17 protein-coding genes and 2 pseudogenes are annotated in these 15,252 nt (G+C 32.8%); 16 read left to right on the forward strand and 3 right to left on the reverse strand.

Annotation, left to right across the window (positions count from 1 at the left end):
* Positions 1-9: 9 nt before the first annotated feature.
* Positions 10-875, reverse strand: a pseudogene (locus CO726_RS13650) (CPBP family glutamic-type intramembrane protease).
* A 353-nt stretch (positions 876-1,228) separates the two neighbouring features.
* On the opposite strand from CO726_RS13650, the gene CO726_RS13655 reads away from it, so the two are divergent.
* The 9 genes and pseudogenes from CO726_RS13655 to CO726_RS13695 all read left to right on the forward strand — a co-directional run bounded on the left by CO726_RS13655 (position 1,229) and on the right by CO726_RS13695 (position 8,603).
* On the forward strand, positions 1,229-3,298 hold the full coding sequence (locus tag CO726_RS13655; protein ID WP_099684604.1) for a HelD family protein: 2,070 nt from the start codon (positions 1,229-1,231) through the stop codon (positions 3,296-3,298).
* A gap of 77 nt (positions 3,299-3,375) precedes the next feature.
* Positions 3,376-3,708 carry a DUF952 domain-containing protein gene (locus CO726_RS13660; protein ID WP_099684605.1) on the forward strand — a complete coding sequence of 111 codons (333 nt, stop codon included), beginning with the start codon at positions 3,376-3,378 and terminating at the stop codon, positions 3,706-3,708.
* 173 nt (positions 3,709-3,881) lie between these two features.
* On the forward strand, positions 3,882-4,229 hold the full coding sequence (locus CO726_RS13665) for a PadR family transcriptional regulator (RefSeq protein ID WP_099684606.1): 348 nt from the start codon (positions 3,882-3,884) through the stop codon (positions 4,227-4,229).
* Positions 4,216-5,226: an HAAS signaling domain-containing protein gene (locus CO726_RS13670; RefSeq protein WP_099684607.1), complete on the forward strand. Its 1,011-nt coding sequence runs from the start codon at positions 4,216-4,218 to the stop codon at positions 5,224-5,226. Before CO726_RS13665 ends, CO726_RS13670 begins: the two co-directional genes overlap by 14 nt.
* Positions 5,227-5,261: 35 nt before the next feature.
* Complete coding sequence (locus CO726_RS13675; RefSeq protein WP_099684608.1) at positions 5,262-5,774, forward strand: GNAT family N-acetyltransferase; 513 nt, start codon at positions 5,262-5,264, stop codon at positions 5,772-5,774.
* Positions 5,775-5,927: 153 nt separating this feature from the next.
* On the forward strand, positions 5,928-6,704 hold the full coding sequence (locus CO726_RS13680; RefSeq protein ID WP_099684751.1) for a serine hydrolase: 777 nt from the start codon (positions 5,928-5,930) through the stop codon (positions 6,702-6,704).
* Positions 6,701-7,071 (forward strand): annotated as a pseudogene (locus tag CO726_RS13685) (hypothetical protein). Before CO726_RS13680 ends, CO726_RS13685 begins: the two are co-directional and overlap by 4 nt.
* A gap of 32 nt (positions 7,072-7,103) precedes the next feature.
* The gene (locus tag CO726_RS13690; protein WP_099684609.1) at positions 7,104-7,520 is read left to right on the forward strand and encodes a GNAT family N-acetyltransferase; all 417 of its coding nucleotides are present in this window, start codon (positions 7,104-7,106) and stop codon (positions 7,518-7,520) included.
* Positions 7,521-7,796: 276 nt separating this feature from the next.
* Positions 7,797-8,603, forward strand: coding sequence for a GH25 family lysozyme (locus CO726_RS13695; RefSeq protein WP_099684610.1), 807 nt, complete (start codon positions 7,797-7,799; stop codon positions 8,601-8,603).
* Between the two features lie 66 nt (positions 8,604-8,669).
* Here the strand turns inward: CO726_RS13695 and CO726_RS13700 are convergent, their stop codons facing one another.
* Together CO726_RS13700 and CO726_RS13705 are read right to left on the reverse strand one after the other, a co-directional pair.
* Positions 8,670-8,882 (reverse strand): DUF3006 domain-containing protein, encoded by a 213-nt coding sequence (locus CO726_RS13700; protein WP_098760276.1) that lies wholly within the window; start codon positions 8,880-8,882, stop codon positions 8,670-8,672.
* 2 nt (positions 8,883-8,884) lie between these two features.
* Positions 8,885-10,270, reverse strand: coding sequence for an S-layer homology domain-containing protein (locus CO726_RS13705; protein WP_099684611.1), 1,386 nt, complete (start codon positions 10,268-10,270; stop codon positions 8,885-8,887).
* Positions 10,271-10,718: 448 nt separating this feature from the next.
* Between CO726_RS13705 and CO726_RS13710 the strand changes: the two genes are divergently transcribed.
* The 7 genes from CO726_RS13710 (at position 10,719) to CO726_RS13740 (ending at position 15,202) form a co-directional block, all read left to right on the forward strand.
* Entirely contained in the window at positions 10,719-11,123 is a 405-nt protein-coding gene (locus CO726_RS13710) for a GNAT family N-acetyltransferase (RefSeq protein WP_099684612.1), read from the forward strand.
* Positions 11,124-11,138: 15 nt separating this feature from the next.
* Entirely contained in the window at positions 11,139-11,492 is a 354-nt protein-coding gene (locus CO726_RS13715) for an MmcQ/YjbR family DNA-binding protein (RefSeq protein WP_099684613.1), read from the forward strand.
* A gap of 21 nt (positions 11,493-11,513) precedes the next feature.
* Entirely contained in the window at positions 11,514-12,221 is a 708-nt protein-coding gene (locus tag CO726_RS13720) for a class I SAM-dependent methyltransferase (RefSeq protein ID WP_099684614.1), read from the forward strand.
* Positions 12,222-12,286: 65 nt separating this feature from the next.
* Entirely contained in the window at positions 12,287-12,673 is a 387-nt protein-coding gene (locus tag CO726_RS13725) for a ribosomal maturation YjgA family protein (RefSeq protein ID WP_099684615.1), read from the forward strand.
* A gap of 21 nt (positions 12,674-12,694) precedes the next feature.
* Positions 12,695-13,213, forward strand: a complete 519-nt coding sequence (locus CO726_RS13730; protein ID WP_099684616.1) for a DNA topology modulation protein — start codon at positions 12,695-12,697, stop codon at positions 13,211-13,213.
* 32 nt (positions 13,214-13,245) lie between these two features.
* On the forward strand, positions 13,246-13,923 hold the full coding sequence (locus CO726_RS13735) for a formylglycine-generating enzyme family protein (RefSeq protein ID WP_136699622.1): 678 nt from the start codon (positions 13,246-13,248) through the stop codon (positions 13,921-13,923).
* A gap of 85 nt (positions 13,924-14,008) precedes the next feature.
* Complete coding sequence (locus tag CO726_RS13740; protein ID WP_099684617.1) at positions 14,009-15,202, forward strand: macrolide family glycosyltransferase; 1,194 nt, start codon at positions 14,009-14,011, stop codon at positions 15,200-15,202.
* The last annotated feature ends 50 nt before the right edge of the window (positions 15,203-15,252 follow it).

Here is a 15,252-nt window from a genome sequence, read left to right on the forward strand (position 1 = left end):
TTTTTGCTATTATAGTGTGAATAATTGACTGTTTTTCGTGTTCATTGTCGTTCTTTTTTTATTCTTATGGATCTCAGTATGATCCCAATTCCAAGAAATAAAACAGTAGCAACGACTCCGCTAATAGGGTTTAACCAAAAATCACTGCTGTTGGTAAGTGTAATAATCCCTGTTATTGTAACTAAAACAGTAGGAACGGCGTCTTCAATTGCATGCATGATTACGCATGGCCATAATGACTTTGTAAGTCTATATATTTCAACATACATAATAGACCAAGAAACCATAAGTATACAGCCTAATAAAAGCATATTTAACCTTGAAATAGATTCAAAATATTCATTTGGTAAAAAGACTAAATAATAAGCGGCATGCCAAAGAGCCCAAACTAAACCAGAAATAATATAAATAAACCAATCGTTTAACTTTAGTTCAATCAGCTTTGGAGTTAAATAACCGCGCCAAGAAAACTCTTCAAAAATATTTTTAATAAAGTTACCAATAGTAGACATGAATATGAGTGAAAATAATGAGGGCATTTCAAAACTGGTTATGTTAGCTACTCCAAAAATAAGTGCTATGCTTATCGTTATTAATATAACGAATGGATAAATTAGTAATGCAACGAAATACCATTTAAAGTTTGCCTTCAAATTTAGTTTGATCCCAAAATCATTCCAATCTCGACCAATAATTCTAAGTAAAATACTTGCGAGAAAGGGTAATATTAGCCATAATCCCATACCTAAAGAGTTTCCGTCAGGCTGATCCGTTAGGAAAGAATCTAGAAATACCCCAATCCAACCACTTGCCAACACAATTAACACAAAAATAAGTAAGTGTAACTTTAGAGGCTTTCTTTTGGTGGTAGTCATTTTTAATAGACTCCTTTACTTTTGTTTTTGAATTTTGTAACCTTGGTTAATTTACAAATGAAATAATAGACAACTAGAAAAGCAGTTGGAGTGTATGTACGGGAAACAAAGTTAGATAGTGTAAAGTTCTTTTAATCGTATCTATTGAATGAATCACTTAATTATATGTGTAGTTGTATAATTTAGATGTTATATATTCTTATCATGTAAAAATATCATTTGAATTTTAATATTAGAAAGGTGAAAAGTAAGTTTTTTCAGAAAAAAAAATTAAATCCTTGACTTTATAAATGGATTTTTAATACAATTATATTTCGACTGAAAAATTAGAACGGACAGGAGGGAATCATCAAATGAACAGCATTTTTGAAGAAGAGTTACAAAAAATGAAAGATACATTACGTACGATGGATGATCAATTAGAACAGCTTGAAAAAATTCCAGTTTATTATGGCGATGATTTTAAAGAGCAAATTCTTGAAAGTATGAGGGAGTCTAATAGACAAAACTTACGTATTGGTGTACAAGAGCCGTACTTTGGAAGATTAGATTTTCAGGAGGATGGCAAGGAAGACATTATGCCTATTTATATCGGTAAAGTAGGTGTTTCAGATAAAGATACGATGAAACCAATTGTAATTGATTGGCGGGCATCTGTCGCAAGTATGTTTTATTCATTTACGGGTGGTGATGAATTAGCGTTTTATCAATCGCCAGACGGATTAGTAGAGGGTGATGTTTATTTAAAGCGAAACATCTCCATTCGAAAAAGAGAACTAGAACGTGTTGTTGATACATATGTAAAAGGAAATGAAGATGTCTCGCATGCCGATGATTTTCTTCTATATCGATTAGGTGAGAATAAAGATAATAAACTAAAGGATATTGTTTCGACGATACAATCGGAGCAAAATGATATTATTCGTGCGGAAAGAAACTTACCATTACTTATTCAAGGGGTTGCGGGAAGCGGAAAAACAACGATCGCTTTACATCGTCTTGCTTTTTTAATTTATGAATATCGTGAGCAATTAGAAGCTGAGAGAATGATTGTTTTCGCTCCGAATAGTCTGTTTTTAGACTATATTTCGAGTGTACTTCCTGAATTAGGTGTAGGGAATATTAGTCAAACAACATTTCCAGATTGGGCATTACGTACGTTAGATGATTCGGTGAAACTGAAGCAGACAGAAGAAAAGTTGAAAGAAGCATTTTCTATTAATCGTGATGAAGAAAAGGTTATGCTCGGTAAATTGAAAGGTACGCTAGAATTTAAGGCATTTATTGAAGAGAGAATGATACAATTTGAAAATGAGTTAGTGCCAACAAAAGATTTTGAAGCATGGGATAAGGCAGTTATTCCGTTAGAAGATATTAAAAAATGGATGCAAGTGGAGTATAAACATTATCCATTAAAGAAAAGAAGAGAACGTCTAGTCGGCCGAATGAAGCGCTGGATTGAAATTGAACTGAAAAAGTATGGAGAAACAAACGAGAAGAAATTATTAAAAAAAGAAGCGACAAAGAGATTGAACACTTATATGAAGTTTTGGCCGAAAATGAGCTCACTTTCACTATATAGTTCAATATTGAAAAGTAAAGAAATACTTGAAGTATTGCCTGAAGAACTTGTGAAAGAAACTGAAAAGAGTTGTCGTAAAAAAGAAGTGTATGTAGAAGATTTACCAGCTTTAATTTACATACATCACCGAATAACAGGTATTGAAATCGGACAGAAATTCCATCACGTCGTTATTGATGAAGCGCAAGATTTCTCGCCATTTCAAGTTTATGTATTAAAAGAAATTACACTAGGTAATTCTTTCACTATATTAGGTGATTTATCTCAAGCAATTTATGATTATCAAGGGATTGAAGATTGGAGTGCTTTTAAGGAAGTATTCCAAGAAACAGGTTATTATGAACTGACGAGAAGTTATCGCTCTACAAAAGAAATTATAGAATTTGCGAACGAAATAATTAAAAATGCAGAGATTCCAGTTGGGCTTGCAACGCCAGTTTTCCGTAGCGGGGAAGAAGTGAAAGTGATTCAAACAGAAGATCAATTCACTGAAATTATGAAGACTTTACAGCATCTACAAAATGAAGATGTGAAAACAATTGCGGTAATCGGAAGAACAGACGGTGAATGCCGCGATATATATGAGAAATTAACAAATGCAGGATTGGCTGTAAACGTCATTGAAGCAGATCAAAGTAAATATGAAGGCGGTATTTCAGTAGTACCTGTATACTTGGCGAAAGGGCTAGAATTTGATGCTGTTCTACTGATTGATGTTGATGCAGAACATTATAAAAATACGAAACATGATGCGAAGTTACTGTATGTCGGATGTACAAGGTCACTTCATGATTTATGGATTTTCCATAGTGGTGAAGCATCTCCGCTAATTAAGAAATAAAAATTCAAGAGGCTTTTCTAGTAACAAAAAGAAGAACCTCTTGTTTTTCTATATAAAGACATGGAGAGAAAATAACTATGATAACAAAAGTAATAACAAAAAGAAATTGGGAAATCGCAAAGATAGATGGAGAAATTAATGAAGCTTCACTAAAAGAAGAGGGATTTATTCATTGCTCATTTTTAGAGCAAGCGTTAAAAGTTGCTGAGAAACATTTTAGTCATGAAGAAGATGTTTTATTACTAACAATTGATCCATCCTTAATAAAAGCAAAAATAAAACATGAACTTGCTTCTAACGGTCAAGAATATCCGCATGTATATGGAGTAATTCATATTGAGGAAATTGTAGATATTACCCCATTTACTAAAGAAAATGGAAAATTTATATTACAAGAGGTGCAAAATTAAGATTGTACTAGGCATTTAAATTAGCTAGAAAAGCACAAATTATATAGTTTGTGCTTTTTAATTGTCTATTTTTTGTAAATACTCATTGTTTTTATCACACTAATACTGTACGATACATAGTATAAAACATATACTGTATGACATATAGTAATGAAAATGAGGTGAGTGAGTGAATGGATGCTTTATTAAATTCGTTAATTACTGAACTAAGAAGAGGTACATTAACATTAGCGGTTTTAAGCCAATTAAGAACGCCGCAGTATGGATATTCACTTGTCCAATTATTGGAGCAATCAGGGATTACAATTGATCAAAGTACTTTATATCCACTACTTCGCCGATTAGAAAAGCAGGAGCTAGTGACGAGTAGTTGGGATAAAACGGAGAGTAGACCTCGTAAGTATTACGTTTTAAGTGAATATGGATTAGAGATATTTTTACAGTTAAAAAAGGAATGGATAAAGGATTCGAAAGAACTTTATAACTTATTAAAGGAGGAGGACAAGAATGAATTTAATTGATATTTATGTCGAGGAAGTAGCGAAGAGATTACCTGAAAAAAATCGTGAAGATATTATTCTGGAACTACGGTCAACAATCGAAGATATGTTACCTGATGATTATACTGAAGATGATGAAAAGAGAGTTCTTGAAAAATTGGGGAGTCCGGTTTCATTAGCAAATGGATATTTGGATAGACCGATGCATTTAATTGGACCGCGTTATTTTGATGTATATACGACGTTATTAAAAATGATTATACCAATTGCAGCTGTTATCGCACTCATTGCAATGGTTGCAGAAAATTTTGTAGGATATAATGGTGAGCCAGCGGTATTAAATGTTATTTTAAATTTGATAGGTAAAGGAATTGGAGAAATTGTCGAAGTTAGTCTCCATGTATTTTTCTGGTTGACACTTGTATTTGCTGTTTTAGAAAGAACGGATACAGAAAAGGATCCACAGCCATTAACAACAAGTTTAAAAAAATGGACGCCAGATGATTTGAAAAATATTTCGTATATCCCGAAGAAAAAGGCAATCTCAAAGTTCGAAGTATTTGGAAGCTTAATGTGGACGGCAATATGGGCTACACTTTACTTTTATGCGAACCATCTCGTTGGCGTATACAGTGGTACGGAAAATGGATTGAAGTTTGTCGCGCCAACTTTTAATCAAGATGTTTTACTGCAGTACTGGCCAATTATTATAATTATGATCGTTTTCGAAATTGGTATATCTCTTTATAAGTTAGTACAAGGACAATGGACGAAAAAGTTGGCAATCGGGAATACTATTCTCCAAATAGTTGGAACGATAGCATTCATTGTAATTGTAGTAAATCCATATTTATTTAACGAAGGATTTATTACGTTTGTTGCAAATGTGTTCACTATTTCTCCAGAAGAATTTAAAACTTGGTTAATTAGTGGAGGTATTCTCATTTACGTTTTATCTGCTGTATTAAGTATTTATGATGGCTTCCGAAAAGCTAGTGTTCGTGTAACGAATAGGTAGTAAAAAAAGAAAACGTACATGAAAGGAAGAAAACGATGATAAGGGAAGCAACGGAAAAAGATGTAACATATATTTTAGATATTTATAATGAGGCGATACTGAATACAACAGCTGTATATGCATATAAACCTGTAACCCTTGAAAATAGAATAGATTGGTATAAACAAAAAAAAGCTGATGGCTATCCAATTTTTGTATACGAACTAGATAATAAAGTGGTAGGATTTGCGACATTTGGTCCGTTTAGAGCTTGGCCAGCTTATAAATATTCAATTGAACATTCTGTGTATGTTCATAAGAAATATAGAAAAAATGGAATTGGCACTTCTTTAATGAAAGCGTTGATTACATTTGCAAAAGAAAGAGAATATATGACCTTAATTGCTGGAATTGATGCGGAAAATGAGAAAAGTATTGCTTTACATGAAAACTATGGATTTGTTCATGCAGGGACAATAAAAAAAGCTGGTTATAAGTTTAATAAATGGATAGATTTAGTTTTTTATCAATTGGAGCTTAATGGTCCTAAAAATCCTTTAGAAGAATAGAAGTTTTTCGTGAAAATTTAACTTTTAGGTAGCAAGGAGTAATTCATGCTACCTTTTTTTTTGTAATAGCCGATATAATCTACTAAAAAGGGTTTTTATATTCTGTATTGAATTATTAGGAGATCATAAAACGGTATGAAATGAGGAATGGAAATGGAAACTGTCATTCAAAAAATGAAAGAGATACAATCTGATCATGTTGGGATAGCTATTTATTCTACAAAAAGCAATCGTATAGTTGCTTCATATAATAGTGCATTAAATATTCCGTTAGCATCGGCAGCAAAAGTAGTAATTGGATTTGTAGTAGCGAAAATGGTAAAGGAAAATACATGTAATTGGAATGATATACTTCATCATGTTAAATTTAATCCACTTGAAGATAGTGCGCAGCTATATCCGCATTTACAAGGAAGAAATGCTTTAACACTTAGTAAAGCAGTAGAAGTGATGATAGCATGTCATGATAGTTACGTTGCACAGTCAGTTGTAATGTACTGTGGTGGATGGGATGCTGTGAAAACATATGCCCAAACGTACTTTTCAAAAATTCATATACAAGAGAATGCTAGAGATAAGAAAAATGCTGGAGAATTAAATGAAGTTCTTTCACTTTTAATACAAATTTTTCAAGGGTATAAATCAGAAGCAGAATTATGGGAACCCATTATTAGCGGCATGGTAAGGCAGCAAGGGGAATATGAAGGAATACATTCATATCATTTAGCTCATATGACAGGTGGACTACCCACAGCTACAATAAATATTGGTATAATAGGAATGTTTAACGAATTCCCGTTTCTTTATGTTATTGGAGGTAAAGATTTACCTAGTCGACGTGAAAACAAAGAGACAGATGAAGCTTTTGCAGTAGCTTTGAAGTGTATGTACAAAGAATATAATAAAAGCATACTAGGGGTGAGTGATTGAAAAGAAACTTAAAAACTTCAACGATCATCATTTTAATTTTAACAGTTATTGTTTTGGAAGTTGGAATTGCTCTATATGATCGGAATTTGTCACTAGATACGATTTACTTTGCTGCGATTCTTATTTGCATTGTATTGCTTTTTGGCACACGTGTTTCTGAAGATAAAGAAAGTACATCGAAACAAGGGCGAAAAAAACAGCTCTTATATTTTGGCCATCTATTTTATTGTCTATTGCTTGTTTTGCAGTTATAAGTTATATAAGAATAGGCTTTGTCTCTGTTCCAGGGATAATTTGGTTTTCGTGTTTTGTTACATATGGTGGATTTGTATTCATTAATATTTTAAAGAGAAAAAATAAAAATTAAAGGTAGCTTACTAAGTTGAAAGGAAGAAATATATGAAACACATAGAGAATGGTACTCGCGTTGAAGGAGAATACATAAAAAATAAAGTCATTCAATATAACATGTCTGTTTTAACTGATGAAGCAAAACAGCCGATGGAACAAGTAAGTTTTGTTGTGAAAGATGAGGATGGAAAAATCTTTGGTGGGGTAACAGGAACGATATATTTTTATCATCTTCATATAGATTTTTTATGGGTTGATGAATCAGTTCGTCATGATGGTTATGGTAGTCAACTATTACATAAAATTGAAGACATTGCGAAGGAAAAAGGTTGTAGATTAATATTATTAGATTCATTTAGTTTTCAAGCACCAGAATTTTATAAAAAGCACGGCTACAGAGAGTATGGTGTTGTTGAAGATCATCCTAAAGGGCATAGTCAACACTTTTTAGAGAAGAGGTTATAGTATTCGTGTTTTACAAGAAAAGTGGATTTTAAAAGCATCACCTTGTTGGCGATGCTTTTTTTAGTTTATAGAAACTAATCAATCTGATGCAATTATGGAAACAAAAAGTACGATTCGTATTATAATGATTTTCTTTTTTATGTAAATAAGTTACTGTTTTTGTAGAAGATAATAACTTATTTATTATGTGCACTAACAAACAGTATTAAATTTTTTGAAGGGGAAGAGCAATAAGACGAGCTCTGAATATAATAATGATAAAGGAGGTGTTAAGCAATGGGTTATATTGTAGATATTTCGAAATGGAACGGTAACATTAACTGGGATGTAGCAGCTCCACAACTAGATTTCGTAATCGCTAGGGTACAAGATGGTTCAAATTATGTTGATCCTTTATATAAAAGTTATGTTCAAGCAATGAAAGCAAGAAATATTCCTTTCGGTAACTATGCATTCTGCCGTTTTATTTCGATTGCTGATGCGAAGAAGGAAGCGCAAGATTTTTGGAATCGCGGTGATAAGAGCGCTACGGTTTGGGCGGCTGATGTAGAAGTGAAAACAATGAATGATATGAGAGCCGGTACACAAGCTTTTATCGATGAATTACGCCGACTAGGTGCTAAGAAAGTTGGTTTATATGTTGGCCATCATATGTATGAACCTTTTGGTATTGCGAACGTAAAAAGTGATTTTGTATGGATTCCTAGGTATGGTGGTAATAAACCAGCATATCCTTGTGATATTTGGCAATACACTGATACTGGTAATGTACCTGGTATCGGTAAATGTGATTTAAATCAATTAATAGGAAATAAACCACTTTCTTGGTTTACTGGATCAGTACAAAAACAAGAAAATGTGCAAGCACAAGTTTCCAAACAAAACATCATCCAATCAGGTGCTTTTTCACCTTATGAAACTCCAGATGTTATGGGAGCATTAACTTCTTTAAAAATGACAGCTACCTTCATTTTACAATCGGATGGACTAACGTATTTTGTTACTGAGCCAACTAGTGATACGCAATTAAACGCTATGAAAGATTGGCTTGATAGAAAAGGTTGGTGGTATGAGGTTAAATAGCTTCTATATGTGAAAAAAAAGAGCCATCCAACAGGACTGCTCTTCTCAAGTTATTATTGAATCTTGCTATTCAAATAATTTATCCATTAAATCTTGGATTTCACGCCTTTTCGTATCTGTTTCGTCCTTATCGATTGTATACTTATCATCCTCGATTATAAGTACATCACCCTCTTTTGCAGTGGAAGGGAGTTTGGATTTAGGTACATCAATTGTTACGTTATTTATTTCAATAACTGCTAGTTCGCCTTCAAAACGGTCAATAATACCTCTTTTCATAATTATCTCTCCGTTCTTACAGAAATGTTAGAACCATCACTATTAATAATTACAGTGCCATTTAAATCAGTTCTATATACCTTAACAGACATTGAATTTAACTTTGCTAAAGTTTCCTGTGTAGGATGGCCATAGCGGTTACCAGAACCTGCACTGATCACAGCGATACTTGGTTTCACTGCATCTAAAAATGGCTGAGAAGAAGATGTCTTACTTCCATGGTGACCAGGTTTTAATACATCAGATTTTAGGTTAGAAGCATATGTTGCAACCATATCTTTTTCACTTTTAGATTCAGCATCACCAGTAAATAAGAAAGATTTGCTTCCGTGTGTTACTTTTAATACAGCACTCCACTCATTTAAATCGTTACCGTATTCTTTAACGGGAGCTAAAAATTGTGAGTTTAAACCATTGATTGGTAAAGTTACTCCAGATTTCGCTTCTTTAATGGTTAATCCTTTGTTGGCTACTGCAGTTAAAAAGTCTTTAAATGTTTGTGTTGTATGGCTTACTTTAGGAGTGTAAACGTTTTTTACATTCATAGAATATAGGACTTCATCTAATCCGCCTACATGATCTGCATCAGGATGAGTGGCGATCATGTAATCAATAGTTTGGAATCCTAATCCTTTTAAGTAATTTGCTACTACCTTACCTTTTCCGTTGTTACCACCGTCAATAAGGATCGTTTCTCCACTTGGAGATTTAATAAAAGTAGCATCACCTTGTCCTACATCAATATAATGTACCTCTAAGTTACCTTTAGGCTTAGGAAGAGCTGGCCGGAAATTTGGTTCTAATACACGAGCCAAAAATGCAGCGAATTGCTCACGAGTTACTTTTACGTCTGGACCAAATGTACCATTAGGGAATCCAGCGGTAATATTATTTTGAGCTAAAATTTTGACATAATTGTAACCCCAGTGATTAGATGGAACATCAGGGAAATTTACGTCGGTACCTGTCGGTTTCAAATCAAAAGTTTTAACAAGAACTACTGCCATTTCTGCACGAGATAACGAGCGATCAGGGAAGTAGTTTGTTTCGCGTTGTACAATGTTATTATGTGCTAACTTATGTATAGAATCATAGTAATAGATACCTTTGGCTACATCGGAAAAAATATGATTATAGCTAGATGGTTTTTCTAATTTTAATGATAAATCTAGCATTAAGGCCATTTGTCCACGCGTTACATCATCACTTGGTTTAAAAGATCCTTCTGGCGTACCTTTAATGATACCTTTATCCGATAAATAGTTAATTTCTTTAATTGCCCAATGATTAGCTTGGACATCAGGGAAAGATTTAGCACTTGTAAGATTTGGAATGAACAATGTTAAAATCATGACAAATGCTGTTAGTAATAAACTAAACTTTTTCAAAAAATCGCCTCACTTAATGTATTTTTCACCTTATTAACCTTACCATTTCTTACAAGTAATTCAAAGTTTAATAGGTAAATATTTTATTAGTAATTGTTTATATTCACAAATTCATTAAATTTAAACATAGTAATGAAATAGAGGAAATATGAAAGAGAGCGGGGAACTATAAATATTGCAATTGTAAAATCTATATTATAAATTAATCTTATGAAGGTTTGGTATTAGGTTAGATTCTAGAACTATAGTGAAGGAAAGGAAGTAAGGAAAAATAAATACGAGGAGAAACTGCACTGTGTAGATCGTTTTGAGAAATGCGCTGAAATAACATTGTAGTTACTTAATGAAAAGTACTAACAAGTATGCAAACGAACTTGTTAATACTATATTTCAATATTTATAAAATAAATTATAATAATTTATATTCTATATTAATGGGAGAAAGAAAATGTACACTTATAAATTACAACATGATCAACCAATCTGCGCAGAAAAAATAAAGAAGCTTTACGATTCTGTAGGTTGGTGGCCAGAAAGAAAAGAAATCGAAATTCAAAAAATGTTAAAGAATAGTATAGCAATTGGTGTATGGGAAGAAAATGAATTAATAGGTTTTGCTAGAGTTGTTTCTGATGGTGTTTTTCGAGCGTACATAGAAGATGTTGTTGTACATGAGAGTGTGAGAAATAAAGGTATTGGAGAGAAGATGCTGACAATATTACTTCAAGAGATATCTCATGTTCATATTGTTAGTCTATTTTGCGGAGAGAAACTAATAAAGTTTTATGGTGAACAGCAGTTTCAAGCGACGAAACAAATTGTAATGCATCGTAATCAAATAGTGAAAGAATAAGAGGTGACAATTAGAATGAGTGCAACAAGAACATATTGTTTATCGAAAAGAAAAGCGACAGAAGATTCTCCAGATGGTTGGAATGCAACATGTATAAGGCTTAATAATAAAATATTTGCAATAGTAAACCATGAAGAAGGAGAAAAAGCTGCGATTACTTTAAAATGTGATCCAGAACTTGCACTAAGATTAAGAGAGGAGTATCCAGAAACAATCATTCCGGGGTATCATATGAATAAAAAACATTGGAATACAGTGTATATACATAAAGATGTAGAGCAGGTGCAAATTAATAAGATGATTGATTGGTCGTATGATTTAGTTTTACAATCATTTTCAAAGAAAAAGCAGCAAGAGTTATTAGATTAATATGTATGAGGGGTGGATGTATTGAAAGACACGATCAAAGATACATATGATAAATTAGCGAGTACATATAAAGAGAATCTAGATGTGGCAAATCCATATAACAGCTATTATGAAAGACCAGCGATGATGGAGATGATCCCAATGAAATTAGAAGGGCAGAGTATACTAGATGCTGGATGTGCAGCTGGATGGTATACTTCTCAATTTGTAGGAAGAGGAGCAAACGTTACTGCAATTGACGTAAGTTCTGAAATGGTAAAAGCTGCAAAGAAAAGTATGGGTGATAAAGCAACGTTTCTTTGTCATGACTTGCAAGAAGTATTGCCATTTGAAGATAATACTTTTGATGTTATTGTAAGTTCGTTAACTCTTCATTATTTAGAAAATTGGAATAAAGTATTTCAGGAATTTCATCGAGTATTGAAGCCTGGTGGAGAATTTATATACTCCATTCATCATCCTTTTATGGACTTTACAAAGTTTCCTTGTGAAAATTATTTCGAAAATCAATTATTAGTAGATACTTGGGTTAAACCAAATATTACAATAGAGGTTAGCTTTTTTAGAAGGTCACTTCAAGATATAATTAATGAAACAACAAATTATTTTGTGTTAGAAAAAATGGTTGAACCAAGGCCTATTGAAAAGATGAAAGAAGCAAACGAAAAGTCATATCATTATTTAAATGCAAATCCACATTTTCTTATTATAAAAGCCATTAAAAAATAGCTAGTAAAATAATTATATTTTACTAGCTATTTACAGTTTTAAATTACATATTAGGAGATCTTGTGATGAATATGAAACGAAATAGATTATTATATGCACTGTTTACTATCGTTGTAATTATTTTAGGTCTTAGTTCAAGAAAGTTAGCTTTTGCGTTACCTCATCTATTAAACGATTACTTAGGTGATGCTTTATGGGCATTGATGATTTTTACAGGGTTCGGATTTTTATTTCCTAAAATAGAAACGAAGAAATTGGCTTTTATAAGTTTAATGTTTTGCTACGGGATTGAAGTGAGCCAATTATACCATGCCGAATGGATAGATAACATTCGTGCAACGACTTTAGGTGGACTCGTATTAGGTTACGGATTTTTGTGGAGTGATTTAGTAGCTTATACAATCGGTGTTGGGATTGGAATATTTTGCGAGTTTATGTTACGGAAAAAATAAGAGATTTAAAAAGGGGTATTTATGAAAAAAATAATATTAATAGGTTCTGGTGGTTCAGGAAAATCTACATTAGCAAAAAAGTTAGGGAATAAATTAAATATTAAAGTGCATCATCTTGATGCGTTATTTTGGAAACCAAATTGGGAGGGTGTTTCGAAAGAGGAGCAAAGAACAGTCCAAAATGAATTAGTTAAAGGGGAAAAGTGGATTATTGATGGGAATTATGGCGGGACAATGGACATAAGAATTAACGCAGCTGATACAATTATCTTTCTTGATATTCATAGAACAATATGTGTTTATCGTGCTTTTAAAAGGGTTGTACAATATCGGAATAAAACAAGACCGGATATGGGTGCTGGATGTGAAGAAAGGTTTGACTTGCGATTTCTCAAATGGATATGGGAATATCCTAAAACGAAACGACCTTCAATTTTAAAGAGGCTAAATCAATTAAATAAGGATAAAGATGTTATTATTTTAAACTCTTCAAATGAAGTAAGACTATTTTTAGAGAAGTACGATACCATAAATAGTTAGATTATAAAAAGAAGTAACATGGGGGGATAGGATTGAATAGATTCATTGGCCCGGTTGATTCTAATATGGTGAAAATTCCAGCAGGAAAAATAGAATTAAGAGATGATCGAATAAAAAAAGAATGGCAAGTTCAAATAAAACCATTTTTTCTGGCAAAGTATGTTGTAACAGCAGAATTATATTATGCAATTACGAATCGTGTACTAAATGGTAATGAAAATAGTAATAAACCTGTTGTAAATATTTCATGGCATGATGCAATTGCTTTTTGTAATTTACTTTCTAAAACAGCAGGATTTACAGAGTATTATTCTATACATGATGATGGGAAAAAGGTTAGTTGTAACTTACATTCAAATGGTTACCGATTACCTTCTGAAGCAGAGTGGCAATACGCATGTAAAGCAGGTACACCGGGATATACATATGGCGAACTTCAAAAAATAGCATGGTATAATGAAAATTCAAATGGACAAATTCAAGAGGTCGGTAAAAAAGAGCCGAATGCATGGGGGATTTATGATATGTTAGGAAACGTTTGGGAATGTTGCTATGATTTGTATGATGAAAAGGTATATGGATCGTACCGAATTTTCCGAGGTGGTAGTTGGGCTGAAACTGCGAGAGGTTGCGGTGCTACTTGTCGCCGGCGTAGCCATCCAACATTTCATATAGATGATCTTGGGTTTAGGCTTGCAAGGTCAATTTAATAAAAGAATGGTATTTAACAAAAAGTTTGGAGAGTATCCATATACTTAACATGTTAGAAAAGATTTGACGTGAGGAGAGTTTATAATGGTACGTGTTTTATTCATTAATACTGGATCAGAAGGACATACAAATCCAACATTACAAGTTGTAGAAGAATTGGTTTCGCGCGGGGAAGAGGTCGTTTATTTTTCAATAGAAGCTTTCAGAGAGCGAATTGAGAAGACAGGTGCGACGGTACGAACAATTGATGATCAAAAATTTATAAAAGCATTTCTTTCCGGTGGCCGAAATTATTTACAAGAAAGAATAAATGGTCTTTTACATACAGCAGATATTATTATACCAAGTGTTCTTGAACAAATTGAAGGGGAACATTTTGATTATATGATTCATGATTCAATGTTTGGCTGTGGCCGTATAATTGCTCAAATTCTCAATCTTCCTGCCATAAATTCGTGCACATCCTTTGCGCAGGATGAAAAATCATTTGAACAAATGTTAGACCACTTGTCTAAAAATATCCCAGTGGAAATTCAGGATAAGATACATAATGATTTTGAAAGCTTAACTAAGGGAATTGCAGAAAAATATAGTGTTGAAATAAACTCACCGTATGAAGTTTTCTGTAATCCTGCGCCACTTACTATTGTGTATACAATAAAAGAATTCCAACCATTTGGAGATATGTTTGATGAAACATTTAAATTTGTAGGTCCATCTATCTCTACACAAGTAAAAAATGAAGAGTTTGATTTTACTACAATTGAAGAAAAAAGCCCGATTTACATTTCATTAGGTACTGTTTTTAATGAAGCATTTGATTTTTATAAACTATGTATGAAGGCGTTTGGGAATAGTGATCATACAATTGTGATGTCTATTGGTAATAAAACGAAAATAAGTGATTTAGGTGAAATTCCTAAAAACTTCATTGTCAAAAACTATGTACCACAAACTAAACTACTTGCATATACAAAATTATTTATTACACATGGCGGGATGAACAGTACGCATGAAGGACTATATAACGGGATTCCACTTATTGTAATTCCGCAAAGTGCAGATCAGCCAGTAATCGCAAAGCAAGTGGAGAATCTCGGAGCTGGGGTTAAGTTGTCTATGAAGGAATTAACTGAGGAACAACTACGTGAAAGTGTAGAACTCGTATTAAATAACTCTTCATATAAAGAAGCTGCTTTGAGTTTGAAGGAGTCTCTTCGGAAATCTGGTGGGTATAAACAAGCTGTTGATGAAATTTCTACATTTGTAGGTCAGTAATAAATAGAAAATAATAGATTTTCAAAAAAAGTGGTATTAATTGGAATTTA

It is taken from the genome of Bacillus fungorum (genome assembly GCF_002746455.1).
Taxonomy (GTDB): Bacteria; Bacillota; Bacilli; order Bacillales; family Bacillaceae_G; genus Bacillus_A; species Bacillus_A fungorum.